At 70.5% G+C, this 26,057-nt stretch carries 26 protein-coding genes and 1 tRNA gene; 11 read left to right on the top strand and 16 right to left on the bottom strand.

Features of this window, described 5'->3' with window-relative positions; genetic code table 11:
- The first annotated feature begins 17 nt into the window (after positions 1 to 17).
- From IEY63_RS15100 to nrdR, 7 genes are all read left to right on the top strand, one after another.
- On the top strand, positions 18 to 1,427 hold the full coding sequence (locus IEY63_RS15100; RefSeq protein WP_189069827.1) for a phenylacetate--CoA ligase family protein: 1,410 nt from the start codon (positions 18 to 20) through the stop codon (positions 1,425 to 1,427).
- A gap of 117 nt (positions 1,428 to 1,544) precedes the next feature.
- The gene (locus IEY63_RS15095) at positions 1,545 to 2,717 is read left to right on the top strand and encodes an O-antigen ligase family protein (RefSeq protein WP_189069826.1); all 1,173 of its coding nucleotides are present in this window, start codon (positions 1,545 to 1,547) and stop codon (positions 2,715 to 2,717) included.
- A gap of 296 nt (positions 2,718 to 3,013) precedes the next feature.
- Complete coding sequence (gene dnaB / locus IEY63_RS15090) at positions 3,014 to 4,360, top strand: replicative DNA helicase (RefSeq protein WP_189069825.1); 1,347 nt, start codon at positions 3,014 to 3,016, stop codon at positions 4,358 to 4,360.
- Positions 4,360 to 5,034 carry an NUDIX hydrolase gene (locus IEY63_RS15085; RefSeq protein WP_189069824.1) on the top strand — a complete coding sequence of 225 codons (675 nt, stop codon included), beginning with the start codon at positions 4,360 to 4,362 and terminating at the stop codon, positions 5,032 to 5,034. The genes dnaB and IEY63_RS15085 overlap by 1 nt, the downstream gene beginning before the upstream one ends.
- A gap of 79 nt (positions 5,035 to 5,113) precedes the next feature.
- The gene (locus IEY63_RS15080) at positions 5,114 to 5,320 is read left to right on the top strand and encodes a hypothetical protein (protein WP_189069823.1); all 207 of its coding nucleotides are present in this window, start codon (positions 5,114 to 5,116) and stop codon (positions 5,318 to 5,320) included.
- 31 nt (positions 5,321 to 5,351) lie between these two features.
- The gene (locus tag IEY63_RS15075; protein ID WP_189069822.1) at positions 5,352 to 6,080 is read left to right on the top strand and encodes an SDR family NAD(P)-dependent oxidoreductase; all 729 of its coding nucleotides are present in this window, start codon (positions 5,352 to 5,354) and stop codon (positions 6,078 to 6,080) included.
- A gap of 133 nt (positions 6,081 to 6,213) precedes the next feature.
- On the top strand, positions 6,214 to 6,660 hold the full coding sequence (nrdR, locus tag IEY63_RS15070) for a transcriptional regulator NrdR (RefSeq protein ID WP_189069821.1): 447 nt from the start codon (positions 6,214 to 6,216) through the stop codon (positions 6,658 to 6,660).
- A 30-nt stretch (positions 6,661 to 6,690) separates the two neighbouring features.
- On the opposite strand, the gene IEY63_RS15065 is transcribed toward nrdR, so the two are convergent.
- From IEY63_RS15065 to IEY63_RS15030, 8 genes are all read right to left on the bottom strand, one after another.
- Positions 6,691 to 7,140: a GNAT family N-acetyltransferase gene (locus IEY63_RS15065; RefSeq protein ID WP_189069820.1), complete on the bottom strand. Its 450-nt coding sequence runs from the start codon at positions 7,138 to 7,140 to the stop codon at positions 6,691 to 6,693.
- A 92-nt stretch (positions 7,141 to 7,232) separates the two neighbouring features.
- Positions 7,233 to 8,189: a branched-chain amino acid ABC transporter permease gene (locus tag IEY63_RS15060; protein WP_189069819.1), complete on the bottom strand. Its 957-nt coding sequence runs from the start codon at positions 8,187 to 8,189 to the stop codon at positions 7,233 to 7,235.
- Entirely contained in the window at positions 8,186 to 9,049 is an 864-nt protein-coding gene (locus IEY63_RS15055) for a branched-chain amino acid ABC transporter permease (RefSeq protein ID WP_229784744.1), read from the bottom strand. Before IEY63_RS15055 ends, IEY63_RS15060 begins: the two co-directional genes overlap by 4 nt.
- 103 nt (positions 9,050 to 9,152) lie before the next feature.
- On the bottom strand, positions 9,153 to 10,367 hold the full coding sequence (locus IEY63_RS15050; protein WP_189069818.1) for an ABC transporter substrate-binding protein: 1,215 nt from the start codon (positions 10,365 to 10,367) through the stop codon (positions 9,153 to 9,155).
- A 42-nt stretch (positions 10,368 to 10,409) separates the two neighbouring features.
- Positions 10,410 to 11,108: an ABC transporter ATP-binding protein gene (locus tag IEY63_RS15045; protein ID WP_110828082.1), complete on the bottom strand. Its 699-nt coding sequence runs from the start codon at positions 11,106 to 11,108 to the stop codon at positions 10,410 to 10,412.
- Positions 11,105 to 11,887 (bottom strand): ABC transporter ATP-binding protein, encoded by a 783-nt coding sequence (locus IEY63_RS15040; RefSeq protein ID WP_189069853.1) that lies wholly within the window; start codon positions 11,885 to 11,887, stop codon positions 11,105 to 11,107. Before IEY63_RS15040 ends, IEY63_RS15045 begins: the two co-directional genes overlap by 4 nt.
- A gap of 132 nt (positions 11,888 to 12,019) precedes the next feature.
- Positions 12,020 to 12,640 carry a 1-acyl-sn-glycerol-3-phosphate acyltransferase gene (locus IEY63_RS15035; protein WP_189069817.1) on the bottom strand — a complete coding sequence of 207 codons (621 nt, stop codon included), beginning with the start codon at positions 12,638 to 12,640 and terminating at the stop codon, positions 12,020 to 12,022.
- A 506-nt stretch (positions 12,641 to 13,146) separates the two neighbouring features.
- Complete coding sequence (locus IEY63_RS15030) at positions 13,147 to 13,629, bottom strand: EVE domain-containing protein (RefSeq protein ID WP_189069816.1); 483 nt, start codon at positions 13,627 to 13,629, stop codon at positions 13,147 to 13,149.
- 82 nt (positions 13,630 to 13,711) lie between these two features.
- Here IEY63_RS15030 and IEY63_RS15025 point away from each other — a divergent pair, with 82 nt between their 5' ends.
- Both IEY63_RS15025 and IEY63_RS15020 read left to right on the top strand, forming a co-directional pair.
- The gene (locus tag IEY63_RS15025) at positions 13,712 to 14,794 is read left to right on the top strand and encodes a S1C family serine protease (RefSeq protein ID WP_189069815.1); all 1,083 of its coding nucleotides are present in this window, start codon (positions 13,712 to 13,714) and stop codon (positions 14,792 to 14,794) included.
- Between the two features lie 59 nt (positions 14,795 to 14,853).
- Complete coding sequence (locus IEY63_RS15020; RefSeq protein WP_189069814.1) at positions 14,854 to 15,069, top strand: hypothetical protein; 216 nt, start codon at positions 14,854 to 14,856, stop codon at positions 15,067 to 15,069.
- A 9-nt stretch (positions 15,070 to 15,078) separates the two neighbouring features.
- Here the strand turns inward: IEY63_RS15020 and IEY63_RS15015 are convergent, their stop codons facing one another.
- The 8 genes from IEY63_RS15015 to IEY63_RS14980 all read right to left on the bottom strand — a co-directional run bounded on the left by IEY63_RS15015 (position 15,079) and on the right by IEY63_RS14980 (position 23,993).
- A complete protein-coding gene (locus IEY63_RS15015; RefSeq protein ID WP_189069813.1) occupies positions 15,079 to 15,987 on the bottom strand; it encodes an aldose 1-epimerase in 909 nt (302 codons plus the stop codon).
- The gene (rlmB, locus tag IEY63_RS15010) at positions 15,984 to 16,694 is read right to left on the bottom strand and encodes a 23S rRNA (guanosine(2251)-2'-O)-methyltransferase RlmB (protein ID WP_189069812.1); all 711 of its coding nucleotides are present in this window, start codon (positions 16,692 to 16,694) and stop codon (positions 15,984 to 15,986) included. Before rlmB ends, IEY63_RS15015 begins: the two co-directional genes overlap by 4 nt.
- Positions 16,695 to 16,798: 104 nt before the next feature.
- Positions 16,799 to 16,874: transfer RNA gene (locus IEY63_RS15005), tRNA-Lys, on the bottom strand.
- A 37-nt stretch (positions 16,875 to 16,911) separates the two neighbouring features.
- Positions 16,912 to 18,078 carry a bifunctional folylpolyglutamate synthase/dihydrofolate synthase gene (locus tag IEY63_RS15000; RefSeq protein ID WP_189069811.1) on the bottom strand — a complete coding sequence of 389 codons (1,167 nt, stop codon included), beginning with the start codon at positions 18,076 to 18,078 and terminating at the stop codon, positions 16,912 to 16,914.
- 17 nt (positions 18,079 to 18,095) lie between these two features.
- Positions 18,096 to 19,622, bottom strand: a complete 1,527-nt coding sequence (locus tag IEY63_RS14995; RefSeq protein ID WP_229784738.1) for a YifB family Mg chelatase-like AAA ATPase — start codon at positions 19,620 to 19,622, stop codon at positions 18,096 to 18,098.
- A 210-nt stretch (positions 19,623 to 19,832) separates the two neighbouring features.
- Positions 19,833 to 20,144, bottom strand: a complete 312-nt coding sequence (gene tatA, locus IEY63_RS14990; RefSeq protein WP_189069810.1) for a twin-arginine translocase TatA/TatE family subunit — start codon at positions 20,142 to 20,144, stop codon at positions 19,833 to 19,835.
- A 119-nt stretch (positions 20,145 to 20,263) separates the two neighbouring features.
- Entirely contained in the window at positions 20,264 to 22,210 is a 1,947-nt protein-coding gene (locus tag IEY63_RS14985; protein ID WP_189069809.1) for a serine/threonine-protein kinase, read from the bottom strand.
- Between the two features lie 73 nt (positions 22,211 to 22,283).
- Positions 22,284 to 23,993, bottom strand: a complete 1,710-nt coding sequence (locus IEY63_RS14980) for a GGDEF domain-containing protein (protein ID WP_189069808.1) — start codon at positions 23,991 to 23,993, stop codon at positions 22,284 to 22,286.
- A 135-nt stretch (positions 23,994 to 24,128) separates the two neighbouring features.
- Here IEY63_RS14980 and IEY63_RS14975 point away from each other — a divergent pair, with 135 nt between their 5' ends.
- A complete protein-coding gene (locus tag IEY63_RS14975) occupies positions 24,129 to 25,106 on the top strand; it encodes an ABC transporter ATP-binding protein (RefSeq protein ID WP_229784737.1) in 978 nt (325 codons plus the stop codon).
- Positions 25,099 to 25,971 (top strand): ABC transporter permease subunit, encoded by an 873-nt coding sequence (locus IEY63_RS14970; protein WP_189069806.1) that lies wholly within the window; start codon positions 25,099 to 25,101, stop codon positions 25,969 to 25,971. Before IEY63_RS14975 ends, IEY63_RS14970 begins: the two co-directional genes overlap by 8 nt.
- Positions 25,972 to 26,057 lie beyond the last annotated feature (86 nt).

Below are 26,057 nucleotides of genomic sequence, written 5' to 3'. Positions count from 1 at the left end.
CACACAGGAGAAAGACCATGGGACTGATTCACCGGATGGGCACCCAGCTGTACTTCCAGCGTCTGGACGAACGCTACGCACGCTCGGACTTCCTGCACGCGCAGCAGTTCGCGCCGCCACCCAACTGGCAGGCGCAGCAGCAAGACCGCTTGCTGGACCTGCTCACGCACGCGCAGGCCCAGGTGCCGTACTACCGGCGGCTGCTCGCCGAGCGGGGCGTCACGCAGCCCGGTCAACTCACCGCGCAGACCCTGCAAACCCTGCCGGTCCTGACCAAGCGGGAACTCCGGGACGAGTTCGGGGACCTGCAGGCGCTGGACGCCGGCGTGCGCGAGGGCTTCCGGAACTCCTCGGGCGGCTCGACAGGGCAGCCCACGATCTTCATGCAGGACCGGGAATTCACGTCCTGGGCGGAGGCAACCAAGCAGCTGTTCGACGGCTGGGCCGGCTTCCAGACGGGCGAACGCCGCGTGCGGCTGTGGGGCTCCAGCCGGGACCTGTTCAGCGGTGCCAACTGGCGCCGGCAACTGGGGCAGGCCGTGATGAACGAACGCTGGCTGAACGCCTTCGAGATGACGCCTGAAACCATGGACCGCTACCTGCAGGTCATTCACTCGTTCCGGCCGGAACTGCTGCTCGGATACTGCGACGCGCTGGTCACGCTGGCGCGCCACATGCATGACCGCGGCCTGCGGGTGCACCCGCCGCGCGCGGTGATGTCCTCGGCCGGGAACCTGTTCCCCGCGGCGCGGCAGGCGGTGGCCGAGGCGTTCGGCGCGCCCGTGTTCGACCGGTACGGCTCGCGGGAGGTGGGGGACCTGGCCTGCGAGTGCGGGGAAGGCACCCTGCACCTGAACCCCTGGACGCACTTCGTGGAGATCCTGGACGACCAGGGGCGCGCGCTGCCGCCGGGCGAGGTGGGCCGCATCACGGTGACCCTTCTGAGCAACTACACCATGCCGCTGCTGCGCTATGACATCGGGGACCTGGGTGCGCTCGCGCCGGCCGGAACGTGCGCGTGCGGGCGGTCCCTGCCGGCCCTGAGTGGCCTGCACGGCCGCACCGCCGACTGCTTCATCCTGCCCAGCGGCAGCCGCGTGATGTCCGAGGCGATGATTCACCTGATCTGCGTGGACATGGTGGTGCCCGGCGTGAAGAAATTCCAGGTGGTGCAGCACGCCCCCGACAAGGTGACGCTGAAGCTGGTCACGTACGCCGGGCAGCCGCTAACCCCGGACGAGGAGGACCGGCTGCGTCAGGGCCTCAAACGCATCCTGCTGCACGAGGTCACGCCTGACCTGGAGTACTGCCAGCGGATCCCGCCGTCCCCGTCCGGGAAGTACCGGTACACCGTCTCCATGCTGCCGGAAGGCGCCGCGGAGCACCTGCCGCGCGTCGGGCCGGGTCGGGCGCCCCTGCAGTCCTGAACGGCCCCCACGCCGCAGCCAGTACCTGCGGGTCCGGGCCAGTCGCAATCAGCTCAGCCGCAACCGAATCAGCCGTCGAATCAGGCGGGGTCGCCGAGCCCCGACCCGGAGGTCCTGGTGCTCACATCCCGCGCTGCTCCCGTCCTGTACGCCGCTGGCCTGTTCGCCACCGCGGTCTTCGCGCCCATCCCGGGGCTATCGGTGGTGGCCAACGGCGTGGTCGCGCTGCTGCTGGGCGTGTACCTGGGGTTCATGCGGGAGCGGCTGGACCGCGTGACGCTCGCGCTGTGCCTGCTGCTGCTGCCGCACCTGCTGTGGGTGGGCGTGTCGTACTTCTGGTCGGTGGACCGGGACCTGGCGTACGTGGCGTTCGTGGCGACCGTCACGTCCATCCTGACCTGCGTGACGGCGCTGCTGCTCAGCCGCTGCCTGCCACGCAGCCGGGTGGTGCACCTGAGCCTGCTGCTGGCGCTGGTCACGCACATGGCGTTCGCTGCACGGCAGTACCTGGAAACGCCGTACCTGCGCCTGTCGGGCATCACGGAGAACGCGAACCTGCTGGCGTTCATTCTGCTGTGCCTGTGGTTCCTGTACGCGCTGCTCGATGACGTGCACCCGGCGTGGCGGCAGTGGTGGGTGCCGCTGCTGATCTTCGTGACCACGCTGCCGGTCGTGCTGGCCACGGCCTCCAAGAAGGCCATTCCGGGCTTCCTGATGGTGGCCGTGGCGCTGGGGTGGCGGCACCGCCGCTCGAAACGGCAGGTGGCGGTGGTGGTGGGCACCCTGGTTGGCGCGGCGCTGCTGGCGGCGACGCTGTCGTCCGTGAACGTGCAGTCCCAGCTCGAAGACCTTCAGAAGCTGCGCATCACGCGCCGCTTCGAGGAGTTCCTGACCGGGAACGCCAGTGACGACATGCGCTACGAGATGATCCGCGAGGCCAGCGTGATGTTCTTCCAGCGGCCCCTGACGGGCTACGGCATGCAGTCGTTCTCGGTCCTGGGCGCGTTCGGCACGTACTCGCACAACACCTTCTGGGAGCTGCTGGCCAGTCTGGGCGTCGTGGGGACCGTGACGTTCCTGCTGCCGCTGCTGGGCTCGCCGCTGCTGGTGCGCTACAACCGAACGGCGGCGCTGCTGATCGTGTTCCTGCTGTTCTGGAGCTGGGGGGCGGTGGTGTTCGACCTGAAGATCTACTGGTGGGTGCTGGGCACGCTGCTGGGGTCCTTCCCGGCGCGCGCGCCGGCCGCTCTGCCCGTGCGGGCCACGGCGGTCACGGCCGAACCCACCTGACGGGGGGCGCTGCGGTCCGCGCGGCCTGACCCCGGCGGGGGAGGCGCGCCGGGAAAGGCCGCCGTGGACGGCGGTGATCACGGCCGCCCGGGTGGATGGGGTGGGCGGGTGCGGGGGGGCCGCGCCCGCCTTCCGCGTGGGGTGGTATGCTGCTGCTCAGTTCGGCCTGCCTGGCATGGGGAGGCGAATGGGATCACCTGCGGGTGTCCCCACACTTGAATTCAGATTGGACGGCAGGAGCGGTTCGGGGCGCAGTGGGCCCCGCGCCGCGTGCCCTGCCGGGAGAGAGGCCGCATTTGGAACTCACGCCACGCGTTCCGCCGCACAGCAACGACGCTGAAATCAGCGTGCTGGGCAGCATTCTGCTGGACAACGACACCCTGAACAGCCTGGGCGACACCGTCACGCCCGAGATGTTCTACCGCGAGGGGCACCGCAAGATCTTCACCGCCATGCGCACCTTGCAGGAGCGCGGCGAGCCGGTGGACCTGGTGACGCTCAGCGAGGACCTGCGCGTCAAGGGCATGCTGGACGAGGTCGGGGGGCTGACGTACCTGATCGGCCTGTCGGATCAGGTGCCGACCGCCGCGTACGCCGAGCATTACGCGCGCATCGTGCAGGAGAAGGCCACGCTGCGGTCCCTGATCAGCGCGTCTGGCAAGGCCATGCAGCTGGCCTATGAGGCGCAGCTGCCGCTGGAGGACCTGCTGGACCGCGCCGAGAAGATGATCTTCGAGGTCGCCGAGCAGAAGAAGAAGGGTGAGGCGTTCCAGGCGATGAACGAGGTCGTCACGGAGACCTTCGAGTACATCACGCTGCTGCATCAGAACAAGGGCATCCCAGACGGCGTGAGTACCGGCTTCCGTGACCTGGACGAGCAGATCTCGGGGTTGCAGAAGGGCAGCCTGAACGTGCTGGCGGCGCGTCCGTCGATGGGGAAGACGGCGTTCGCGCTGTCCATCGCGCAGAACGTGGCGCTGCGCGGCGAGAAGGCCGTCGCGGTGTTCAGCCTGGAAATGCCCGCGGTGCAGCTGGCGCTGCGCATGCTGTGCAGCGAGGCGCGCGTGGACATGAACCGCATCCGGTCCGGGCAGCTGAACGAGCGGGACTTCGAGCGCCTAGCGCACGCGGCCGGACGACTGGCCGACGCGCCCATGATCATCGACGACGAGGCGGACCTGACGCTGAACAACCTGCGCAGCAAGCTGAGGCGGATCGCGGCGCAGCACGGGCGGCTGGGACTGGTCGTCATCGACTACCTGCAGCTGATGTCCGGCGGCAAGAGCAACGGCGGGTCTGACAACCGCCAGCAGGAGATCAGCACCATCTCGCGTGGCCTCAAGGGCCTGGCGCGTGAGATGGAGGTGCCGATCATCGTGCTGTCGCAGCTGTCGCGCGCCGTCGAGCAGCGCCCCAACCACCGCCCGATGCTGTCGGACCTGCGTGAGTCGGGTGCGATCGAGCAGGACGCGGACATCGTGATGTTCATCTACCGCGACGAGTACTACAACAAGGAAACGGATCAGCAGGGCATCGCGGAGATCATTGTCGGCAAGCAGCGCAACGGGCCGGTCGGTACGGTGAAGTTGCAGTTCCACAGCGCGCACGTCCGCTTCAACGACCTGGCGCCGGAGGGCGTGTAATGGCGGAAGAACAGGTCAAGGCCGGGCAGCAGGGCGCGCAGCGCCGCCGTCGCCGCCGACGTGGGAACGGCGCGGCGCAGGCGCGGCCCGGGCAGGTCACGAACACGACCGCCACGCCCGTTCCGGCGGCGCCCAGCAAACGCGGGCAGAAGCGGCCCCTGGCCGACCCGCGCATCGGCGTGGGCTGCATCGTGCTGCGCGGGGACGAGATCCTGCTGGTGCGTGAGCGGGGCCGCTGGTCGCTGCCCAAGGGCGGCCTGGAGGCCGGGGAGCTCGTGCAGGACGGCGCACGGCGCGAGACCTTTGAGGAGACCGGCTTGATCGTGGAACTGCGGGACCTGGCGTTCATCGTGGAATTCCAGGCGGTCACGTGGGGCCATCACCTGCAGTTCTTCTACACCGGGCGCGAGGTGGGCGGAAAGCTGGAACCGCGCGATCCGGACCGGGACGTGCAGGAGGCGCGTTTCGTGCCGATCCGGCAGCTGCGGGAGTTCATCCGGTTCCGGCCGCGGCTGGTGGCGCTGGAGACGTGGCTGCGCGAGCGGCGCCCGCGGCACTTCGTGTTCAACCTGGACAAGGAACCCGCGATGCTGCGCAAGCGCCGCCGGGTGGGCGAGCCCGGGCCGACCGCGCGCGCGCCGGAGCCGGAATTCTCGGACGAACCGGACCTGTAACCAGGCTGGCCGGTGGGGGCTCCGGCCCCCTCTTCTTTTTTGGAAGAATTTAGTCTATCAATTCTGCTAAAATCGAAGTATGAAACGAGCGTTCCGCCAGGAGGCCGATCCACTGCCCGCCAGCGGGCGCGGCTACCAGCACGTCTGCCCCCACTGCGCCCAGCCCCTGACCCTGCACGACCTGCGCGACGGCGACCAGGGCTACTGGTGCCACGCCTGCGGATGCGGCCACCGCGCCGGAGACCCACCCGCGCAGGCCCTGCGGCCCCTCCCGCAGGCGGGATAAACGCCGCCACACCTCCGGTATGCTGGAGGGCATGACCCAGCACACCCCCATCGCTGCCGTGCCCGCGCACACCCCCGTCGGTGAAGTGCTGGCCGGCCAGGTGATCGCCGTCACCGGGGCGGACCAGGGGTACGGGCGCACCGTCAGCGCCGCCCTGGCCCGCGCCGGGGCCAGCGTCGTCCTCATCGGCAACAACAGCGAGACCCTCGCCGCCGCCGCCAGCCAGCTCGAACACGCCGGCGGCACCGCCGTGCCCATCAAGGCCGACGTGGGCGTCCCCCTGGACTGGCTGAGCGCCCAGACCCGCATCCTCGACATCTACGGCAGCCTGCACGGCATCGTGCACCTCGCCGACAAACGCGCCCACGCCGAGTTCACCATGCTCAGCGAGAACGAATGGATGGACCTGTTCAACTGCAACGTGAAAAGCAGCGTCGCCATCGCGCAGATCATCCGCCGCCGCCTGCCCGGCACGTGGCTGACCATCATCGGCCCCCACACCGACGAGCGCGGCCTGCACGTCCACCCGCAGCGCGGCGCCATCCAGGGCCTCGTGGAACACGCCCACCGCGAGGACCTGCGCCTGAACCTGCTGCTGCCCTCACGCGCCAGCAGCAGCGACGACACCCTGGACCGCCCGCTGTCCAACGCCGTCATGGCCCTCGCCGCGCCCGGCATGGCCCCCCTGCGCGGCAACGTCATTCAGGTGCCCCTCCCCCCCGTGCCGAAGATCCGCGTGCAGGAGGACTACCCCCTGTGAGACGGATTCCGTCTGCTCCGTTGTCAACCCGGAACACCACCGGATTGCCAACTGCACGCCCGGAACCCGCCCGGCTCCTACTCGCAGCCGCTCGGATGGAGCAGGTGCTGCGCCCCCTTCCATCGGAGTGCGAATGAGATGCCCGTACTGCTCGGCGCCGGACAGCAAGGTCGTGAACTCCCGGCCCAGCGACGACGGGGCCAGCATCCGCCGCCGCCGCGAGTGCCTGAACTGCGCCCGGCGCTTCACCACCTACGAACGCGCGCAGCTGGAACCGCTGATGGTCGTCAAGCGCAGCGGCCCGCGCGAGGCGTTCAACCCGGACAAACTGCTGCGCGGCCTAGTCCTGGCCACCGAGAAACGCCCCGTGGATCAGGACCTGCTGCGCGCCTTCGCGTACGGCTTCGAGGACGACGTGCAGGCCAGCGAGATCCGCAGCGAGGAGATCGGCCGCCGCGCCATGACCTTCCTGCGCCCCCTGGACGACGTGGCATACATCCGCTTCGCGAGCGTGTACCGCGACTTCGACAGCCTGGAACGCTTCATCGAGGAGATCCGCGGCCTGAAAGACGAGCAGTAATCACCCCGGCAGTCGTCCCCCCAGCAGGAATCACCCCAGCGTCTTGCGCATCAGGTGATTCACATGCCCCGGCGGATAGTCCTCCTCGGTGGCGTACGTCACGTACCCCTGCCGCTTGTAGAAGCCCGGCGCCTGAAAGTCCCAGGTGTTCAGCTTCGACCAGCGGCACCCCAGCGCACGCGCCTGCGCCTCCAGGCTCGCCAGGAGCGCCGCGCCGATTCCCTGACCGCGCGCGGCGTCCTGCACCCACAGCTCGTCGATCTCCACCCACTGCCACAGCGGCACCGCCCGCGCCGCGCCGCCGCCCAGCAGCTCGCCCCCTGCCGTCAGGGCGTACGCGACCAGCGGAACGGGGCGCAGGTGCGGCTCTTCAAAGCGGCGGCGGATCAGTTCACTCTCCCGCTGGTTGAACGCCACCAGCCCGGACACCACCTGATCCGAGCGGGCCTCATCCGGAGCGGTCTCGATGCGGTAGGTCATGCCCCATGCTGCCCCGCGCCGGGGCCGGGCGGCATCCGCCAGGTGGCGCAGCAGCAACCCCCCGCACGCAGCGGGGGGCTCGGAGCGCCTGTTCAGCGGCGGCGCAGCCAGTGTTGCAGCGTGCCCACCACGCCCCGGCGGAAGAACAGCACCACCAGCACGAACACCACGCCCGTCACGATGCCCACCGGGAGGTTCGCGGTGGTCAGCACGTCCCGCAGCAGCAGCACCAGACCCGCGCCGATCACCGGGCCGAACAGGGTGGTGGTGCCGCCCAGCAGGGTCATCATGACGACCTCGCCGGACGTGCGCCAGTTCACGACCTCCAGGCTGACCACGCCGTGCCCGAAGGTATACATCGCGCCCGCCAGTCCGGCCAGCCCGGCGCTCAGCAGGAACGCCGTGAACTTGAAGCGCGCGGGATTGTACCCGACGCTCTGCGCGCGCTGCTCGCTGTCGCGCACCGCCTGCTGCGCCTGCCCGAAGGGACTGCGCACCGCGCGGTACGCCACGCCGAAGCCCAGTGTGAACAGCACAAGGCACACGTAGTACCGCACCTGCGCGTCACTGAAATCCAGGCCCAGCAGGCTGGGCCGCGCGAAGCCCTGTAGCCCGTTCTCGCCGCCGGTCAGGTCCGTCCACTGTAGGGCCAGGAAGGACACCATCTGCGCGAACGCCAGCGTGATCATGCTGAAATAGATGCCGCTGGAGCGCACGCTGAGGAACGCCACCGGAACCGCCAGCGCCAGCGCGCCCAGCGTCCCGCCCGCGATGGCGACCGGGACGCTCTGGCCGTGCCCCAGCAGGAACGCCGTGAGGTACGCGCTGGTGCCCCAGAACGCCGCGTGCCCGAACGACAGCAGGCCGCTGAAGCCGAACAGCAGGTCGAACGCCACCGCGAACAGCCCCCAGGCCAGGATGTCCAGCGCCAGCACCGGGTAGATCAGGTGCGGCAGCACCAGCAGAATGACGCCCAGGCCGATCAGCCACGCGGCGCGGGTCACGCGGGCCGGATCGCGCGTGGCCCCCAGTTTCGAGACGGCGCTCACCGCGCCCCCTCAGGCAGGCCAAACAGGCCACTGGGCCGCACCAGCAGCACCAGCGCCATCAGGATGAACACCAGCGTGTTCGCAATCGGCGGGTACACCGCCGCGCCCACCGCCGCCAGCACGCCCACCGCGAAGCCCGTGACGACCGAGCCCAGGATGCTGCCCATCCCGCCGATCACGACCACCGCGAACGTCGTGATGATCAGCTCCGCGCCCATGTACGGCTCGACCGAGTAGATCGGCGCGGCCAGCACGCCCGCCAGCCCGGCCAGCGCCGCGCCCACCGCGAACACGCCCGTCACCCACAGGCTCACGTTAATGCCGAACGCCCGCGTCACGACCGGATTCTCCGTGCTGGCGCGGATGATCGCGCCCACGCGGGTCTTCTCGATCACGAACCACGTGACCAGGCACACGACCAGCGACAGGGCAATCACGAACAGGCGGTACTTCGGGAACACCACGAAGCCCAGGTTCACCACGCCCGACAGCACCTCGGGCGGCGAGTACGGCGCGCTCGACACCGCGAAACGGCTCAGCATGACCTGCTTCACCAGATCCTGCGTGAGCAGCGTCAGGCCGAACGTCAGCAGCAGGTTGTAACTGGGTTCCAGCCCGTACAGCCGCGACAGCAGCCCGCGCTCCAGCACCACGCCCAGCAGGCCCACCAGCAGCGGCGCCAGAATCAGCGACGGCCAGAAGCCCAGGCCCAGCAGCTGCCCCAGCGCGAAGGCCGCGAACGCGCCCAGCATGTACAGCGCGCCGTGCATGAAATTCACGATCCGCAGCATCCCAAAGATCACCGCGAGGCCCAGCGACAGCAGCGCGTAGAACGCGCCGTTCACCAGCCCGTTGAACACCTGAATCAAGAGTAACTGTGTATTCATAAGCGTCTGAGGGTCGAAGAGTCTGAGGGGCCAGAGCGGGGCGCTTCAGCCCCTCAGACTGCTTAGACCACCTTCCTCACATGCGGCACTTGTTCTCGCTCAGGGGCATGAAGGCCTTCGCGGCGGGAATGGTGTTCAGGCGCTTGTAGATGTCCCCGGCCTCCTTGGATTCGCTCTTGCCCTTGACCTGCACGACCTGCACGTCGAGGATCACGCGGTGGTCCTGCGGGCGGATCGTGGCGTTACGCGCGAAGAAGTCATCGAAGGCGTAGCCCTCAAGCGCCTTGACGACCGCGTCGCTGTTGTCGGTCTTGGCGCGAGCCACGGCGTTCAGGTACTGCAGGGTCGCGGAGTACACGCCCGCCTGCGCCCAGGTGGGTTTCTTCCCGAAGGCCTTCTCGAAGCGGCCGGCCCACTGGCGGGAGCGCGCGTCGAAGTTCCAGAACCACGGCACGGTGGCAATCGCGCCCGCGAACGCGTCCTGGCCCAGCGCGGCCACGTCCGTCTCAAACAGCAGGCCGATGCCCAGGCCGATGCCCTGCTTCTTCAGGCCGAACTCGTTGTACTGCTTGACGACGTTCACGAGATCGTTCCCGGCCTGCATCGTCCCGAAGATCTTGGGCCGCACGCTCTGCGCCTTCAGCAGGTACGAGCTGAAGTCGGTGTTCGGGAAGGGCGTGGCGTCGCTGGGCGCGGCCAGCTTCCCGCCGTTCTCCTGCACGGCCGCCACCATTTGCCGGTTCAGGTCCTGCCCGAACGCGTAGTTGGGGTAGATGATGTACCAGCTGTTCCCACCGCGTTTGGTGACGGCGGTGCCGGTGCCGTTGGCGAGCATGTAGTTGTCGTACGCGTAGTGGAAGGTGTACTTGTTGCACTTCTCGTTCGTCAGGGCGGTGGTGGCGCCGGTCACGACCATGGCAATGGTCTTTTTCTGCCGGGCGACCTCGGTGGCGGCCAGCGCGGCGCTGCTGGTCGGCATGTCCACCAGCATGTCCACGTTCTGCCGGTCGATCATCTCGGCGGCCTTGTTGCCGGCCACGTCCGCCTTGTTCTGGTGGTCCACGCCGATGACGCTGACCTTCCCGGCGTACGCGCGGTTCGCTTTCATGAAGTCCTCGGCGGCCATCTGAGCGGCCTTCACGCTGCCCTGGCCGGACAGCTCGGAGTACACGCCGGACAGGTCGGTCAGGACGCCCACCTTGATGCCCCCGTCGGACAGGGACTGGGCCGAGGCGGCAGGGGCGAGGAGCAGGGCGGTCAGGGCCAGGATGGCGGTGCGGGTCTTGTTCATGGGACAACCTCCAGAGGAGTGAATGGGGGAGAGGAGCTGGAATTACACGCTGAGGTAGCGCAGCAGGTCGTCCCGGCGGGCCTCGACCTGCTCGCGTGGCACCTCGTCCACGATCTGCCCGTCCACGAACACGTAATGCCGGTCCGCGAGGCGCGAGGCGAACTTCAGGTTCTGCTCGACCAGCAGCACCGCCATGCCGCTCTGGCGCAGCGTGTCGATGATCTCGCCGATGCGCTGCACGATCACGGGCGCCAGACCCTCGCTGGGCTCGTCCAGCAGCAGCAGCTTCGGCCCGGCGCGCAGCACGCGCACCATCGCCAGCATCTGCTGCTCGCCGCCCGAGAGCTTGCTGCCCGGGTGATGCCCGCGCTCGCGCAGCACCGGGAACGCGTCATAGATGCGCTCGGTACTCCAGCCTCCGGGACGGCTGGGCGGCAACTCAAGGTTCTCGCGGACCGTCAGGGTGCTCAGGATCGCGCGTTCCTCCGGCACCCACGCCAGCCCCTGCGCCGCCACGCGGTTGCTGGGCAGGCGGCTGATGTCCTGCCCGCCGAACGTGATCTGCCCCGTGCGGCTGCGCAGCACGCCCATCACGCTCTTCAGCGTGGTGGTCTTCCCGGCGCCGTTGCGGCCGATCAGGCTGACCACCTCGCCCGGGTTCACGTGCAGGGTCACGCCGCGCAGTACGTGACTCTGGCCGTAGAAGGCGTTCAGATCCTGCACGGACAGCAGCGGCGTCACGCGTGCCCCCCGTCCTCACCCAGGTACGCCTCGATCACGCGCGGGTCGCGCCGCACGTCCTCGTAGCGTCCACTGGCGAGCACCGACCCGTACTGCAACACCGTGATGCGGTCGGCGAGTTCCGCCACGACACTCATGTTGTGTTCCACGAGCACCACCGTCCGCCCGCGCGCCACCTGCCGCACGAGCGCGATCACCCGCGCGATGCCCTCCGAGCCCATGCCGGACGTCGGTTCGTCCAGCAGCAGCACGCGGGGGTCCTGCGTCATGGAGATCCCGATCTCCAGCTGCCGTTTTTCCCCGTGGCTCAGGTCCGCCGCCAGCCGGTCCGGCATGCCGCCCAGGCCCACGTCCGCGAGGATCGCGTCCGCCCGCTCGCCCAGCGATTCCAGCCGCGAGAGCGGCACCCAGAACCGGTGCGGGAGCGGCGTGGGCGACTGGAGCGCCACCAGCACGTTCTCCCGCACGCTCAGGGTGGGAAACACCGAACTGATCTGAAACGAGCGGGACAGGCCCCGGCGCACGATCTCGAAGGGCCGCAGGGTGTCCACCCGCTCGCCGAACAGGCGCACCTCGCCCGCCGTGGGTTTCAGGAAGCCCGACAGCAGATTGAACAAGGTGGTCTTTCCGGCCCCGTTCGGGCCGATGATTGCGTGAATCTCCCCATCGTGAATCTGCAGGTTCACGTCGTTCGTGGCGCGGAACCCCCGGAAGTCCTTGACCAGACCCCGGGCTTCCAGCGCCACGACGGGCGCGGGTGCCGCCCGTTCCGTTCCCATTGACGCGGCCGTCACGGCCCGCCAGATGCCTCGTGTCGCATCGTCCTCCCTTCCCTTTGTGTGGTCTGGGTGGAGCGTACTGCGCCCGCGTCACGCTGTCGTTACAGTCTGCGCTGCCCCCGGGTGGGGGCGTCAGCCCTTGCTTGGGCCACCCTCAGAGACTGGTCGCGGGACGGCTGGCGTCTCGTTCGCGGGCGTGTGGCCCCGCACGTCACGCAGCATCTCGCGGATCAGGGCGAAGTCCGCCTCGATGTTCCCGGTGGGCGTCACGTACCCGGTCACGCCCACCTGCTTGCGGCCCCAGTCGAGGACGGTCACGGCAATCGGCACGTTCGCCTCCAGCGCCATGTAGTAAAAGCCGGTGCGCCAGTATTCGCCGCGGCTGCGCGTCCCCTCCGGCGCGACGACCAGCATGATTTCCGATTCCTTGTCGATCAGGGCGACCACGCCGTCCACGAAGTTCCCCCCGGCGCGGCGGCGATCCACGGGCAGACCGCCCACGGCGCGCATGAAAATCCCCACCGGGAACGTGAACAGCTGGTGCTTCGCCACGAAATGGATCGGGGCGCGCGTGGCGAACTTGAACATGATGCCGGGCCAGAAGTCCGCGTTATGGGTGTGTGGCGCGACCGCGCCCACCACCTTCGGGCCGGGCGGGGGGGCCAGGACCGGCGTCCAGCCCGACAGGCGCAGCGCCGCGAGCGCCAGACGGGAGAACAGGGTGTGACGGCGACCGGGCCAGAGAGCAGACATCACTGTTCAGCGTACCGGGCTGAGCGGCGCTGCACAGCCGGACGGGACGCGGTTCAGGAACGGGTCCGGCTGGTGCTCTGTCGTGACGGCCACGCCGCTTTTACTGAGGCGATGGGGGAGCAGAACATCGGAGGAATACCGCAGGCCACTCAGCGGTATTCCTCCGGTGGATTCCGGCAGCGTCGGGACCCTCGCGTGCAGGCCAGAGGTCTGGTTCCTGTCTGAGAGCAAGGTTCGGGGACGCCGCGCTGCGCTGGACGCCGCCAGCGGGTGAGGTTAGCGGCGGCTGCGGCGAGTTGCGCCGGGACGCTCCTGCCAGGCGGCGAGGATCAGGGAGGCCACAATGACCAGTCCAGCGAGCAGTAGTTCCATACCTGAATTCTCCTTTTCTTTATCTGACGTTAAGGTGACGGCCCACAGGCCAACCATGAAAAAAGTCTCAACGTCAGATTAATGAAGGCGTCAGGTGTCCCTGAACCTGCTGCTCAACCCCGCACCCTCCTGGGTCAGCTGAGACCCGCCACCTCATCCAGACTCAGGCCCGCCGCGTCCAGCGTCGCCCAGAACGCCTCAGGCTCCACCGGCAGCACACTCAGACGCGAACCCCGGCGCGTCAGCGCCGAAGCCTCCCACTCGGCCATGCCCCGCAGCGCATCCAGGGACACCACCTGCGGAAACGCGATCAGCGGCTCCACATCCACCATGCTCCAGCGCGGCGCGTCCACGCTGGACTTCGGATCGAAATACTTGCTGTCCGGCTTGAACTGCAGATCATCCGCGTACGCCGCGCGGCACACCCGCGCCACGCCCGCCACGCCCGCCGGTCTCGCATTCGAATGGTAGAAGAGGCAAAGATCCCCCTCACGCATCTCCCGCAGGAAATTCCGCGCCTGATAATTCCGCACGCCATTCCACGGCTCCCGCCCCACCCGCACCAGATCCGCGAAGCCGAACACGTCGGGCTCCGATTTCAACAGCCAGAAACGCATGACGCCCAGCCTAGGGCATCACCTGGCCTGTTCGGTTCCCTCTGCCACCGTCGCCGCGTGCGGGGCGCCCTAGACTGACGGCGTGCGCGCCTCGCCCTGGCTTCCTGTCCTGCTGATCCTCGCGCTGGCCGCGTACCTGCTGCCAGAGGCGGACGTGCCGTTCCTGCCGCGCGTGAACGTGACGCCCCGCGTGGAGACGCCGACCCCTCTGCCCCCCCTCACGCTGCCGGAGGATGCCCGCGCGCTGTTCGACAAGTCCCGTCCTGCCACCGTCCGCGTGGAGAGCGTGAACACTGACCGCAACACCGGCGGGATCGGCACCGGCTTCTTCATCAGCGCCGGTGGGCAACTGCTGACCGCGTATCACGTCGTCAGTGGCGGGCAGCTGTTTCAGGTGAGTACCCTCTCGGGCCGCAGCTATGGGGCGCGGGTCGTGGCCTTCGATGCCTCGGCCGACGTGGCTCTGCTTCAGGTGAATGGGCGCGGCACGAACTTCCCGTTTCTGAACCTGACTACCCGCGCGCCCCGCCCCGGCGAGACAGTGCTGGCCATCGGGAACAGCGGCGGGGACTTCCTGCAACCCCGTCGCGGCAGGCTGCTGCGCCTGAACGCCGAGGCGGGCCGCGCGGACTTCCCGCAGGGCACGCTGGAGATGACAGCGCCCCTCGCCCCCGGTGACAGTGGCGGGCCGATCATCGACGGGAACGGGCAGGCGATCGGGGTGGTCAGCTACATCAGCCTGGACGGCAGCGGGCAGACGCGGCGCAGCTACGCCGTGCCGGTCGTGGAGGGCAACGACCTGATCAGCGCCCTGCGCGCCGGGATCACGAACGACGTGCCGGTCGTGGGGCTGGTCTTCGACGCGATTCACAGCGGACAGACCGACCCGCCCGGCGGGATCGTCCGCGAGGTCGCCCGCCGCAGTCCCGCCGAGCGTGCCGGGCTGCGGGGCAGCACCTTCGACGAGCAGGGCGCGCTGACGGGCCTGGGTGACGTGATCCTGCGCGTGAACGGCGAGCGCACCCGCGACGCGAACGAGGTCATCACCGCGATCCGCCGCGCGAAGGTGGGCGACACCGTCACCCTGACCTATCTGCGGGATGATCAGGAACGGCAGGCGCGCATCACGCTCGTGCCGAAAGCCAGCGTGCCCGACCTGCCATAGTAAAGCGGCGACTACCCTCCTCCCACCCGCGCTTCAGCCGCCCCCGGCAGACTGGAGGGATGTCGAGAGCGTTCGTGAAAGAGGACGAGGGACAGCGCTGGACGCCGCCCCCCGTGCCGCGCGCGTACCGCGTGGTGTGGACCGGCGACCCGGGCGCCCCCGAGGTGCTGAAGGAGACCGATGATCTGCTGGAGGCCCTGCGCTGGATGCAGGCCCGCGACCGCCACGAGTTTGAACTGCGCGACGGTCGCGGGACGCTGCTGGCCACCGGGTAGAGGAGGGGCTTACCAGTCGCCGTCGAGGGTCAGGCGCACTGTGCCCGCGAGCGTCTGCCCCGGCGTGAGCACGCGCACATCGACGCCCGGCACGCCCTGCGCGGCCAAGTTAAATGCATCCGTCGCGTGCGACACGGGTTCCAGCGCGAGGCTCCCGTCCGGTGCGGTGAACACCACCAGATGCGAGTACACGTTGTCCGCCGTGAGGGTCAGCGCCCGCGCACCCCAGTCCAGCCGAGCGACGCCGTCCCACGCCGTGTACGTCGTGTTGATCTCCCGCGACCCCACGGGCTTGGGCGTGCGGTAGTCCTCGTCAGCGTGCAGTTCGCGGGCGGCGCCGACCGTCAGGACGCGTTCGTCCGTGTCGTAGATCAGCTCCGCGCCCACCGTCAGCGCCGGGTCCACGCCCGGCAGGTCCGGCTGCACGCGTGCAAAGTACGGGTGCAGGCCCATCCCGGCGGGCATGTCGCTGGTGTCCTCGTTCGTGAGGGTCAGCGTCATGTCCAGGTGCGGGCCGTGCAGCCGGTACTCGATCCCTGCCGTGAATGCCCACGGCCAGTTCATGTCCGTGAAGTCCCGCGAGTCGAAGGTGCAGCGCAGGTGTGTGTCGTTCACGCGCTCGGCGTGCCAGGGGCGGTTGCGCACGTCCCCGTGCTGCGCCAGTCCGTCCTTCGTGTTCGGGCGGAGCTGAATCTCACGGCCTCCGAACACGAATTTTGCGTCGCGGACGCGGTTGCTGAACGGGATCAGCGTGAAGCTCGCGCACTGGCTGCTCGTCTCCACGCTCCCCAGTTCGACCGGGCGCAGCACCGGGCGGCCCGACGCGGCGCGCAGGTTCAGGACGCTGGCCCCCACCTCCGGCAGGACCTCCAGCGTCAACTTCTCACCGCGCAGGACCTCCACCCGGCGGTCACTCACGCGCGGCCCCGGGACGCCTCGAACAGCAGGATGCCCGCCGCGACCGACGCGTTTAGGCTCTGCACCCGCCCCCGCACCGGAATGCTGACCAGCGCGTCGCACTTCTCACGCACCAGACGGCGCATGCCCTCGCCCTCCGCGCCGATCACCAACGCCACCTTCCCGCTGAAATCCACCTTCCGGACGTCCTGCGCCGCCTCGCCCGCCGCGCCGTACACCCACACGCCGTCCTTCTTCAGGGCGTCCATCAGGCGCGGCAGGTTCTTCGTCTGCGCGACCGGCAGGTAACTCGTGGCGCCCGCCGCCGTCTTCGCCACGACCGGGGACAGCGGCGCGCTGCGGCGCTCCTCGACGACCACGCCGTGCGCGCCCAGCACCTCCGCACTGCGGATGATCGCTCCGAAGTTCCGCGGGTCCGTGATGCCGTCCAGCAGCACGATCAGCAGGTCCTCACCGCGCTTCTCCGCGAGATCCAGGATGTCGTCCACCGACGCCCATTCCAGGTCCTCCACCTCGGTCAGGACGCCCTGATGCTGCGTCGTGCCCGCCAGCTGATCGAGCTCGATGCGCGGCGCAAACTTCATCCGCACGCCCGTGGCCTTGAGCTGCGCCACGAACGCCTCTTCCACCCCACGCGCGACCAGCACCTCGGACACCCGTCCGTCCTGCAACGCTTCCAGCACCGGATTCCGCCCGTACAGCAACATAGAGGCCAGTGTACGCGCCCGAAGCAGCACGCGGCCCGCGCGCCGAGAGCAGCAGGGGAGGAGCAACAGGAAAAACCCCCGCGCGGGGCGGGGGCTTCTCAGTGTGGTGGATCGTGTAGGAATCGAACCTACAACCCGCTGATTAAGAGTCAGCTGCTCTGCCAATTGAGCTAACGATCCAGAGCGAGGAGAAGTATACGGGCGGCCCCGGAACCTGTCAAGCGCCCCCCAGCAGCGTGCGGGTCTGCCCGGCGAGGTACAGGCTCCCGGCAACCAGCAGCGTACCGCCGGGCGGCGTGAGCCTCAGGGCGTGCGCCAGCGCCTGCGCGGGCTCCGGGATGGCGTCCCCGCTGTACTGGGCCGCCAGCTCCTGTGGCGGCGTGGCGAGGTCGCCGGGCGCCGTGAACACCCGCCGCGCCGCCACCGTCAGCAGCGGTGCGAGCGTCGCCGCGGTGTCCTTCCGGGCGAGGTTTCCGAACAGAAGCACGTCCGCGCGCGGCACCGCCAGCGCCAGCGCCTGAGCCGCGTGCGGGTTGTGCGCGCCGTCCACGAGGACCGTCCGCCCGTCCACGTCGAAGCGTTCCAGGCGGCCCGGGTGCGTGGCGTCCAGCGCGCCGTCCACGCCCGCCCCGTACCCCAGCGTGCGGAGGGTCGCGGCGGCCAGCGCGGCATTGCGCGCCTGATGCGGTCCCTCCAGCCGCGGCGGGCGCGGCAGCGCGAACAGGTCCGGGTGGGTGCCTGGGGTGAGCAGCGGCGCCCCCACCCCCTCAGCGACCTCCGCGATCACGTCCAGCGCCTCCTCTGCCGCCGTGGTCAGCAGCGGCACGCCGGGCCGAGCCGCGCCCGCCTTGTCCCGCGCGATCTGCGCCACCGTGCTCCCCAGCACGCCCACGTGATCGAGCGCCACGTTTGTCAGCGCCACCGCCGCCACGTTCTCCAGCGCCTGCGTCGCGTCCGTCGCGCCGCCCACCCCGGCCTCCATGACCGCGACCTCCACACCCCTCGCCGCGAACACCCGCGCCGCCAGCGCCAGCGTCAGATCGAAGAACGCCGCGTCCCCCCCGTGCGCGCGCGCCCAGGCGATGAACGCCGCCGTCTCCGCGGCCGGGATCGGCTCGCCGTTCACCCGCACCCGCTCCTCGAAGTGCGTCAGGTGCGGACTCGTGAACCGCCCCGCCCGCACCCCCGCCGCGCGCAGCCCCGCCTCCAGCATTGCGCAGGTGCTGCCCTTCCCGTTCGTGCCCACCACCCGCACACTCCGGAACTGTGTGTCCGGGCGGCCCAGCGCGTCCAGCAGCGCCCGCGCCACCCCAGGTCCCCGCTCACGACCCGCGCGGGTGCGGGCGAACAACCACTCGTAATTCGGGACAGGGGCGGCACTCACGCCGAATAGGGTAACGGTCAGCCGCTGCCCAGGTCACGCGGACGGTACGTGACTGCCTCCGCCAGATGAGCCTCGCGGATGTCGTCACTGCCCGCCAGATCCGCCACCGTCCGCGCCACACGCACCACACGGTCAAATCCCCTGCCCGTCAGGCCCAGCTGCCGCGCCGCCGCCCGCGCGAACCCCTCCGGTCCGGCGCCCAGCGGCGCGGCTCGCCGCAGCGCCTGCCCATGCAGATCCGCGTTCCGCGCCCCCTGGCGCTCCAGCATCCGCGCCCGAGCGGCCAGAATCCGGGCCCGCACCGGACCAGACGCCTCCGGTTCCGGCGCGCGCGTCAACTCATCCACCGTCAGGCGAGGCACCCGCACCAGCAGATCAATCCGGTCCAGCAGCGGCCCACTCAACCGGGCCGCGTAGCGCGTCCGCTCGGCAAGCGTGCAGGCACACGCCTTCTCCGGGTCGCCGTGATGCCCACACGGACAGGGGTTCATCGCCGCGACCAGCTGAAACCGCGCCGGGTACTGCACGCTGGCCCGCGCGCGGCTGATCGTCACGTGACCGTCTTCCAGCGGCTGGCGCAGCGTTTCCAGCGCCTTACGGCTGAACTCCGGGAATTCATCGAGGAACAGCAGGCCCCGGTGGGCCAGGCTCACCTCGCCCGGGCGGGGCACGCTGCCGCCGCCGATCAGACCTGCGTCCGATACGGTGTGGTGGGGCGTGCGGTAGGGCGCCTGCAGGCTCAGTTGCCCCCGCGCGGTCAGCAGTCCCGCCGCCGAGTGAATCCGCGTCACCTCCAGCGCCTCCGCCCGCGTGAGTGGCGGCAGGAGCCCCGGCGCGCGCCGGGCCAGCATGGTCTTCCCGCTGCCCGGCGAGCCCACCAGCAGCAGATTGTGCCCGCCTGCCAGGGCCACCTCCAGCGCCCGGCGCGCCCCGGATTGGCCTTTCAGGTCCGCCAGATCCAGCAGGGCGGCGCTGTCCGGCGTGTCTGGGTTGGGGGGCGGCGTCACGTTCAGCGTTGCCGCGCCCGTCAGGTGGCGCACCGCATCTAGCAGGGACGCCGCGCCAAACACCTGCGTGCCCTCGATCAGCGCCGCCTCGGGCGCGTTCCCCTCCGGGAGGAGCACGTCTGCGCCCAGCGACCCGGCCAGGAGCGCCAGGTTCACGGCCCCGGCCACCGGCCGGAGTGATCCGTCCAGGGCCAGTTCGCCCGCCACCACCACCCCTGCCAACGCGGCCAGTGGCACGGCCTCCTGCGCGGCCAGCACGCCCAGTGCGATGGGCAGGTCGTACAGTGGCCCCTCCTTGCGCAGGTCCGCCGGGGCCAGGTTCACGGTGATCCGCGCCGCCGGGAACGGCAGGCCCGCGTTCCGCACCGCCGCCCGCACCCGCTCGCGCGCCTCGCTCACTGACTGGTCCGGCAGGCCCACCACTGTGAACGCAGGCAGGCCTGGCGAGACGTCCACCTCGACCTCCACCGGTACCGCGTCCACGCCGAACAGCGCCGCGCTCCTCACCCGCGCCAGCACGTACAATCCCCAGTCCACGACATATGACCCGCAGCGTAACAAGCAGGCCGAAGCCGCTCTGCCTCACATGAGCGCGAACCAGAATGAGGAGCGTGTTCCTAGGGGGGCAGGGCTGTCCGCAGCGTCCTGAGGGGTGGGCGCCGCGCCAGCCTGACCGGATGCTCTTGATGGACGCGTGACAGAGCACAGGCGACCCGGAGGCCGCCTGGCACTGGTCTGGATTGCGGTTCAGACCTGGTCTTTGGGGGTGGGGGCTGTGACCGTCTCGGCCGTGACGGCCTGCGGGGCGGGCGCGGTCACGGCCTGCGCTGGGGCGGCGACGGCCTGGGCGGGCGCGTGGATGGTCTGGACGGGGGCGGGGCCGGGGGGCGTGTCGCGCATGCTGCCCTCGAACTCGTCTTTCAGGCCCTGGGTGCTCTTGCGGAATTCACGCAGGCCCGCGCCGAGGCTCTTGCCGAGTTCGGGAAGTTTGCGGGGGCCGAAGACGACCAGCGCGACGAGCAGAATCACCAGCAGTTCAGCAGGTCCGATGTTGGGCATGGGGTTCGTTCCTCCTCGGGCCGCCCGGCGTGGGCTGGCCGCGTTCACCTGCTGTCAGTGTAGGCGCGTGTGTTAAAGCAAATGTCACGCCCACCTGAGAAGCCTCAGGGGCGGCCCGCTCAGCTGGGGCGCGGCGCGGCGCGGTAGGCGCGCAGGGTGCCGTTCATGAACGCCACGTACAGCGTGCCGTCGGCGGCCAGGGGGGTGGCCTGCACGCCGGTGGTCTCGCGGTGTGTCCAGCGGACGGCGCCACTGCGGACGTCCAGCGCGCACAGTTCGCCGTCCTCGGAGGCGAGGAACACCAGTCCGGCGCTGATGACGGGACTGGCCGTCACCCGGCCCTGCAGGCGGTGCGTCCAGAGGTCCTCGCCGTCACTGAGGCGCAGGGCGCGGACCTCGCCGCTCCAGCCGGCCAGGATGGCGGTGCCGCCGGGCGCGCCGGACAGCGTCAGCGCGGGGGAGGCCCAGACCTCGTCTTCCAGGTCGTACGTCCACAGGATCGGGTCGGGGTCAATGCTGACGCGGCCCGTTCCGGCGCGCAGCGTCAGGGCGTGCACCTCGCCCTCCCAGGTGGCGACGACCAGGGTGGCGCTGCCGGGCGCGGTGGGGATCAGGGCGGGCGTGCCGTGCATGGTGCCCACCTCGACCTTCCACAGGCCGTGGCCGCTGCGGGCGTCCAGGGCGTGCAGCCAGCCGTTCTCGTCGCTGACCAGGGCCGCGCCGGCCCACACCAGGGGGCTGGCGGCGACCGGGCCGCCCGTGCGGTACGCCCACCTGAGGTCGCCGGTCTGGGCGTTCAGGGCGTACAGGTGCCCGTCGCGGCTGCTGGCGAGCACCTGCCCGTGCCAGAGGGTGGGTGCGCCCGTGAGTTCCGCGCGGGCCTTGTGCTGCCACAGCTGCGCGCCGCTGGTGAGGTCCACGCGGCGCAGCGTGCCGTCCCACGCCCCGAACAGCACGTGCCCGGCGTGGAAGGTGGCGGGCGCGGTGACCTCGTCGCGCGCGGCGTACGTGGCAAAGGGCCGCCCCGACGCGTGCGTGAGGACGAGCTGTCCGCCGCGGGTGCCGACGGCCACGAGGTCGCCTTCGCCCATGACCGCGGCGGGCCACGTGACCTCGCCGGGGAGGGGCACGCTCCAGGCTTCGCGCAGGGCGTCCACCTGGGCGGGGCCGTCCGGGTGCTCGCCGGTGCGGGTGCGGCCCCCGCGGTACTGTCCGCGCGCGTGCGAGGTCCAGATGTCACGCCGCGCCAGCGCCCACAGGTGCGCCAGCGCCTCGCCGGTGGGGGGCCGCTCCTCGGGCCGTTTGGTCAGGAGGCTGAGCAGCACGCGGGCCACGGCGTCCGGCACGGCCGGGTTCAGGTCGCGCGGGTCGGGCGCGGCCTCGTACACGTGCTGGTACAGCACGCTCTGGTCGCTGTCACCCACGAACGGCGGGCTGCCGCACGCCACGCGGTACAGCACGGCGCCCAGCGCGTACAGGTCACTCAGGGGGCCGACGCCCACGCCGCGCGCCTGCTCGGGCGCCATGTACGCGGGGGTGCCCAGGGTCACGCCACTGCGCGTGAGGTGGCGGGTCTGCTCGGTCAGGGCGACCAGCCCGAAGTCCATGATGCGGGGCATCCACGCGTCGTCCAGCAGGACGTTCCCGGGCGTCAGGTCGCGGTGCGTGATGCCGCGCGCATGAATGAAATGCAGCGCCCGGGACGCGGCGGCCGCGGCTGTCAGGAAGCGCGCCAGGGGCAGCGGCGCGTCCTCCAGCGGGCCCAGCGCCGTCACGGGACCGCCGGTCATGAGCGGCATGGTGAAAAAGGGCCGCCCGGCCTCCGGGTCGGTGCCCAGGTCCAGCACTGGGATCACGCCCGGGTGCGTCAGGCGCGCCAGGGTGCGGACCTCCCGCAGGAAGCGTTCGCGGTCCGAGTCGGGCACGTGCGCGTGCTGCACCTTCAGGGCGACCTCACGGCTCAGCAGGGTGTCGTGCGCGCGGAACACGCGGGCGCTGCCGCCCTCGCCCAGCAGGGCGAGCAGGTCGTAACGCCCGGCAAGTTGCGTTCCCGGTTCCAGCGGCATCCAGGGGCGAGTGTAGCGCCCCGCGCGGCAGCGCAGCGCGAATGAAGGCCGCCGCCGCGCCTGCGGCCAGGGGTCAGGGTGCGGCGGGGAACACGCGGTTGCGCCCGGCGTTCTTCGCGCGGTACAGGTGATCGTCCGCGATGCGCAGCGCCTGCGGCAACCGGTCCGGGGTGGTCACGGCGTACCCCACGCTGGCCGTCAGGTGCATGTCCGGCAGCAGTGCGGACCAGTCGTGCGCCTCCACGGCCCGGCGGCAGGATTCCGCCAGGCCGTGCGCCCGGCCGCGCGTGCGGACCGGGGTGACCAGCACGAACTCCTCCCCCCCGTAGCGGCCCAGCAGGTCCCCGGGCCGCACCTGCCCCGCCAGCAGGCGCCCCACCACGCGCAGCACCTGATCGCCCACTGCGTGCGAGTGGCGGTCGTTCACGTGCTTGAAGTGGTCCACGTCCACGAACGCCACGGCCAGCAGCGACCAGTCCGCGGGCCGCGCGCCGTCCCCCGGGAACTGCAGCTGCTGAAGGCCCTCTTCCAGGCCGCGGCGGTTGAGGAGCCCGGTCAGGGGGTCCTGGCGGGCCTGCACCTCCGCGTGCCGCAGGCGGTCCTGCCAGGAACTGGCGTCCGCGCGGGCCTGCCGCAGTTCCCGGTCGAGTTGCAGGTGGCGGGCGGCGGCGCCGTTCACGCGGTCCAGCGCCGTGTTGGCCGCCTGGAGCGCCTCGCGCAGCACGTCAAGCGCCTCGGGCAGCCGACCCTGCTGCTCGTGCAGGGCGCTGATGGCGCTCAGCAGCCGCTGGATGTCCAGGTGGCGGTGCTGGCGCCGGGCGATGTCCAGCGCCGCGCTGTACTGCGAGAGCGCCGCGTCGATCTCCCCGCGGGCCTGGAGGAGTTCCGCCAGGCACACCTGCGGTTCGATGTACAGCTGCTGCTTCAGGACGGCGTTCAGCTGCGCCGCGCGGCGCGCCAGGCGTTCGGCGCCGCGCAGGTCCCCTTGCAGGCGCAGCAGCGTGGACTCGTGCGCGGCGCACAGCAGTTCACTGGTCAGGCTGGGCGTCGCCTGAAGGGCCGTGCGGGCGGCGCGCAGCACCATCAGGCCCTGCTGCACCGCCTGCCGCTGCGCGTCCTCCCGGCCGAGTTCCTGCGCCTGCCGGGCCAGCAGCGCGTAGGCGTGCGCGCGGTTCTCGTGCAGGTACGCGCTGAGACTCTCGGCGAGGCCCTCGTCGCCCAGCGTGTGAATCAGTTCCTCCAGCAGGTTCAGGTGGTGCAGGGCGTCCTTGGGATCGCCGGTGCTGCACGCCAGCCACGCCAGGTTCACCAGTGCGTTGCCCTGGTCGGCCGGGTCGCGCGCCTGCCGGGCGAGGTCCAGGGCGTCCTGCAGGTCCTGCCGGGCGCCCGTGACGTCCCCGCCGGTCAGGCGCGTCAGGGCGCGGGTATTCAGCACGGCGGACAGCAGTTCCGTCAGGCGGTGTTCTTCCAGCATGGCCTGCGCGCGCCCGATGGCGTCTAGCGCCCGCTCCTGCTGGCCCAGACTGGCCGACACGAACGTCAGGCCGATCAGGGCCTCCACGGCGGCGCGGGCGGACCCGCAGCGCAGCGCCTCACTCAGGGCGGCTTCACCGAGCGCCTGCGCGCTCCCCAGCGACGTCTCGCGGGTGTGACGGGCCACCTCGACCAGCGCCAGCGCCCGCGCCTGCCCGTCCTTGGCGGTCCGCAGGCGGGCCATCAGGTCGGTGGGCGTGTCGGCGGGCAGCAGCGCGTCCAGGTGGTCCCGCGTGGGGGTGGCAGGCATCTGAGCCTCATTCTCCATGAAACGCCCCTCCTTCAGTAAGGTCACCTGTACGGCCTCCGGTGGGGGAACTGGGGGGGGCGGCGCTCACCGAAAGGTGGACGCGGGCCCGGCACCGGCGCGCCTATGCTGGGCGGCATGACTGAAGCGGCCATCGACACGCGCGAACTGCGCAAGACGTACCGGGGGCGGGCGGTCGTGGACGGCCTGACCCTGAACGTCCCCCGCGGCGAGGTGTTCGGATTCCTGGGCCCAAACGGCGCGGGCAAGAGCACCACCGTGAAGATGCTGCTGGGCCTCGTGCAGCCCAGCGGTGGGCAGGTGCGCGTGCTGGGCGGCCACCCCAACGACCCGGCCGTACGCGCCCGGCTGGGCTTCCTGCCCGAACAGTTCCGCTTCCAGACCTGGATGACCGGCCACGAATTCCTGGACTTCCACGGGCGCCTGGCCGGCCTGAGCGCCACCGAACGCCGCGCGCGCATCCCGCAGGTGCTGGACGAGGTCGGCCTGGGCGGGCGCGGGCACGAGACGCTGGGCGGCTACAGCAAGGGCATGCTCCAGCGCGCCGGGCTGGCCGGGGCGATCCTGGCCCGCCCGGAGCTGGTGTTTCTGGATGAACCCACCAGCGCCCTGGACCCCATCGGGCGGGTCGAGGTGCGCGAGATCATCGAGCGGCTGCGCGCGCAGGGCGCCTCGGTGTTCCTGAACTCCCACCTGCTGAGCGAGGTGGAGCAGGTCTGCGACCGCGTGGCCTTCGTGAAGCGCGGCCAGGTGCTCACGCAGGGCAGCATGCGGGAACTCATGGGCGGCGTGCTGCCCGTCGACCTGCGCGTGGATACCCTGCCGGAAGACCTGCTCGCGGCCCTGGCCCGCCTGGGCGAGGTGCGCCGCACCGACACGAACACCCCGGGCCGCGCGGACGTGGAACTGTGGCTGACCCGCGACGACCAGGTGCCCGCCGTGGCGGACGCCGTGCACGCCAGCGGCGCCCGCCTGTACGCCCTGACGCCCCGCCGCCCCGACCTGGAAACCATGTTCCTCGACCTGATCGAGGACACCCCGGAAGCGGCCCGCACCGAAGCGGCCCGCGCCCAGACGGAGGTCCGCCGTGCGTAACGTCCTGCTGATCGCCGAACTGTCCCTGCGGGAAGCCACCCGCAAGCGCCTCGTGAGCGTCCTGCTGATCCTCTCCGCTCTTTTCCTGGGATTCTTCCTGTTCGGCGTGTACCGCCTGGAACTCACGCTGGACGACCGCGCGGTGCAGGCGGGCCTGGACGGCCGCAGCCCCACCGGCGCCGCGAACCTCCCGGTCATGTTCAGCGCGATGTTCGGCATGTACCTCGTGTACTTCCTGGGGTCCCTGATGGGCGTGCTGTCCACCGTCGGGGCGATCAGCGGCGACATCGAGAGCGGCGTCATGCAGAGCGTCATCGCCCGGCCCGTCAGCCGCGCTCAGCTCGTCGCGGGCCGCTGGCTGGGCTTCACGGCCGTGAACGTCGCGTACGTCGCGCTGCTCAGCGCCGGACTGCTGGGGGGCATCCGCCTGATCACCGGGTACACCCCGCCCGAGGCGCTGCCCGCCGCCGGCCTGCTGCTGCTGGCCGTCACGGTCCTGACCTCCCTGACCGTGCTGGGCAGCACCCTGTTCACCACGCTCGCCAACGGTATCGGTGTGTTCGTGCTGTACGGCGTGGGCTTCACCGGCGGGATCCTCAGCGCCATCGGCACGCTGGCCGACACGCCCACCCTGACCACCCTGGGCCGCGTGGCGAACGCCCTGATGCCCACGAACGCCCTGTGGCTGGGCGCCAGCTACCACCTCCAGCCGGACATCATGCGGCAGGTCGGGGAGTTCAGCCGCGGCGCCAACCCCTTCGTCAGCTCCGTGCCGGTCGATCCGTTATTGATCGGCTGGGCCGCCGTGCTCAGCGTGCTGGGCCTGGCGGCCGCCATGTGGCGCTTCAGCCGCCGCGACCTCTGAACGCGGACAGCCCATGAGCGGCTGGGCCAGCAGGGCGTGATCTCCTGCTGGCCTGTGTCCTGCCGGAGCGGCCCGGGAAGGAGGGT

This window comes from Deinococcus radiotolerans, from assembly GCF_014647435.1.
Lineage (GTDB): Bacteria > Deinococcota > Deinococci > Deinococcales > Deinococcaceae > Deinococcus > Deinococcus radiotolerans.
Note: the sequence above shows the minus strand (reverse complement) of the source record. Positions and strands in the feature narration are given on the sequence as shown.

Excerpts from the sequence above, each read along its gene's own strand:
- IEY63_RS15040 (WP_189069853.1), bottom strand. The coding sequence starts at position 11,887 with ATGGGAACGGAACGGGCGGCACCCGCGCCCGTCGTGGCGCTGGAAGCC.
- IEY63_RS15100 (WP_189069827.1), top strand. The coding sequence starts at position 18 with ATGGGACTGATTCACCGGATGGGCACCCAGCTGTACTTCCAGCGTCTG.
- IEY63_RS14985 (WP_189069809.1), bottom strand. The coding sequence starts at position 22,210 with ATGCCGCTGGAACCGGGAACGCAACTTGCCGGGCGTTACGACCTGCTC.
- IEY63_RS15020 (WP_189069814.1), top strand. The coding sequence starts at position 14,854 with ATGTCGAGAGCGTTCGTGAAAGAGGACGAGGGACAGCGCTGGACGCCG.
- IEY63_RS15065 (WP_189069820.1), bottom strand. The coding sequence starts at position 7,140 with ATGACCTACCGCATCGAGACCGCTCCGGATGAGGCCCGCTCGGATCAG.
- IEY63_RS15080 (WP_189069823.1), top strand. The coding sequence starts at position 5,114 with ATGAAACGAGCGTTCCGCCAGGAGGCCGATCCACTGCCCGCCAGCGGG.
- IEY63_RS14980 (WP_189069808.1), bottom strand. The coding sequence starts at position 23,993 with ATGCCTGCCACCCCCACGCGGGACCACCTGGACGCGCTGCTGCCCGCC.
- nrdR (WP_189069821.1), top strand. The coding sequence starts at position 6,214 with ATGAGATGCCCGTACTGCTCGGCGCCGGACAGCAAGGTCGTGAACTCC.
- IEY63_RS15075 (WP_189069822.1), top strand. The coding sequence starts at position 5,352 with ATGACCCAGCACACCCCCATCGCTGCCGTGCCCGCGCACACCCCCGTC.
- IEY63_RS15050 (WP_189069818.1), bottom strand. The coding sequence starts at position 10,367 with ATGAACAAGACCCGCACCGCCATCCTGGCCCTGACCGCCCTGCTCCTC.
- tatA (WP_189069810.1), bottom strand. The coding sequence starts at position 20,144 with ATGCCCAACATCGGACCTGCTGAACTGCTGGTGATTCTGCTCGTCGCG.
- IEY63_RS15085 (WP_189069824.1), top strand. The coding sequence starts at position 4,360 with ATGGCGGAAGAACAGGTCAAGGCCGGGCAGCAGGGCGCGCAGCGCCGC.
- rlmB (WP_189069812.1), bottom strand. The coding sequence starts at position 16,694 with ATGTTGCTGTACGGGCGGAATCCGGTGCTGGAAGCGTTGCAGGACGGA.
- IEY63_RS15035 (WP_189069817.1), bottom strand. The coding sequence starts at position 12,640 with ATGTCTGCTCTCTGGCCCGGTCGCCGTCACACCCTGTTCTCCCGTCTG.
- IEY63_RS15030 (WP_189069816.1), bottom strand. The coding sequence starts at position 13,629 with ATGCGTTTCTGGCTGTTGAAATCGGAGCCCGACGTGTTCGGCTTCGCG.
- IEY63_RS14975 (WP_229784737.1), top strand. The coding sequence starts at position 24,129 with ATGACTGAAGCGGCCATCGACACGCGCGAACTGCGCAAGACGTACCGG.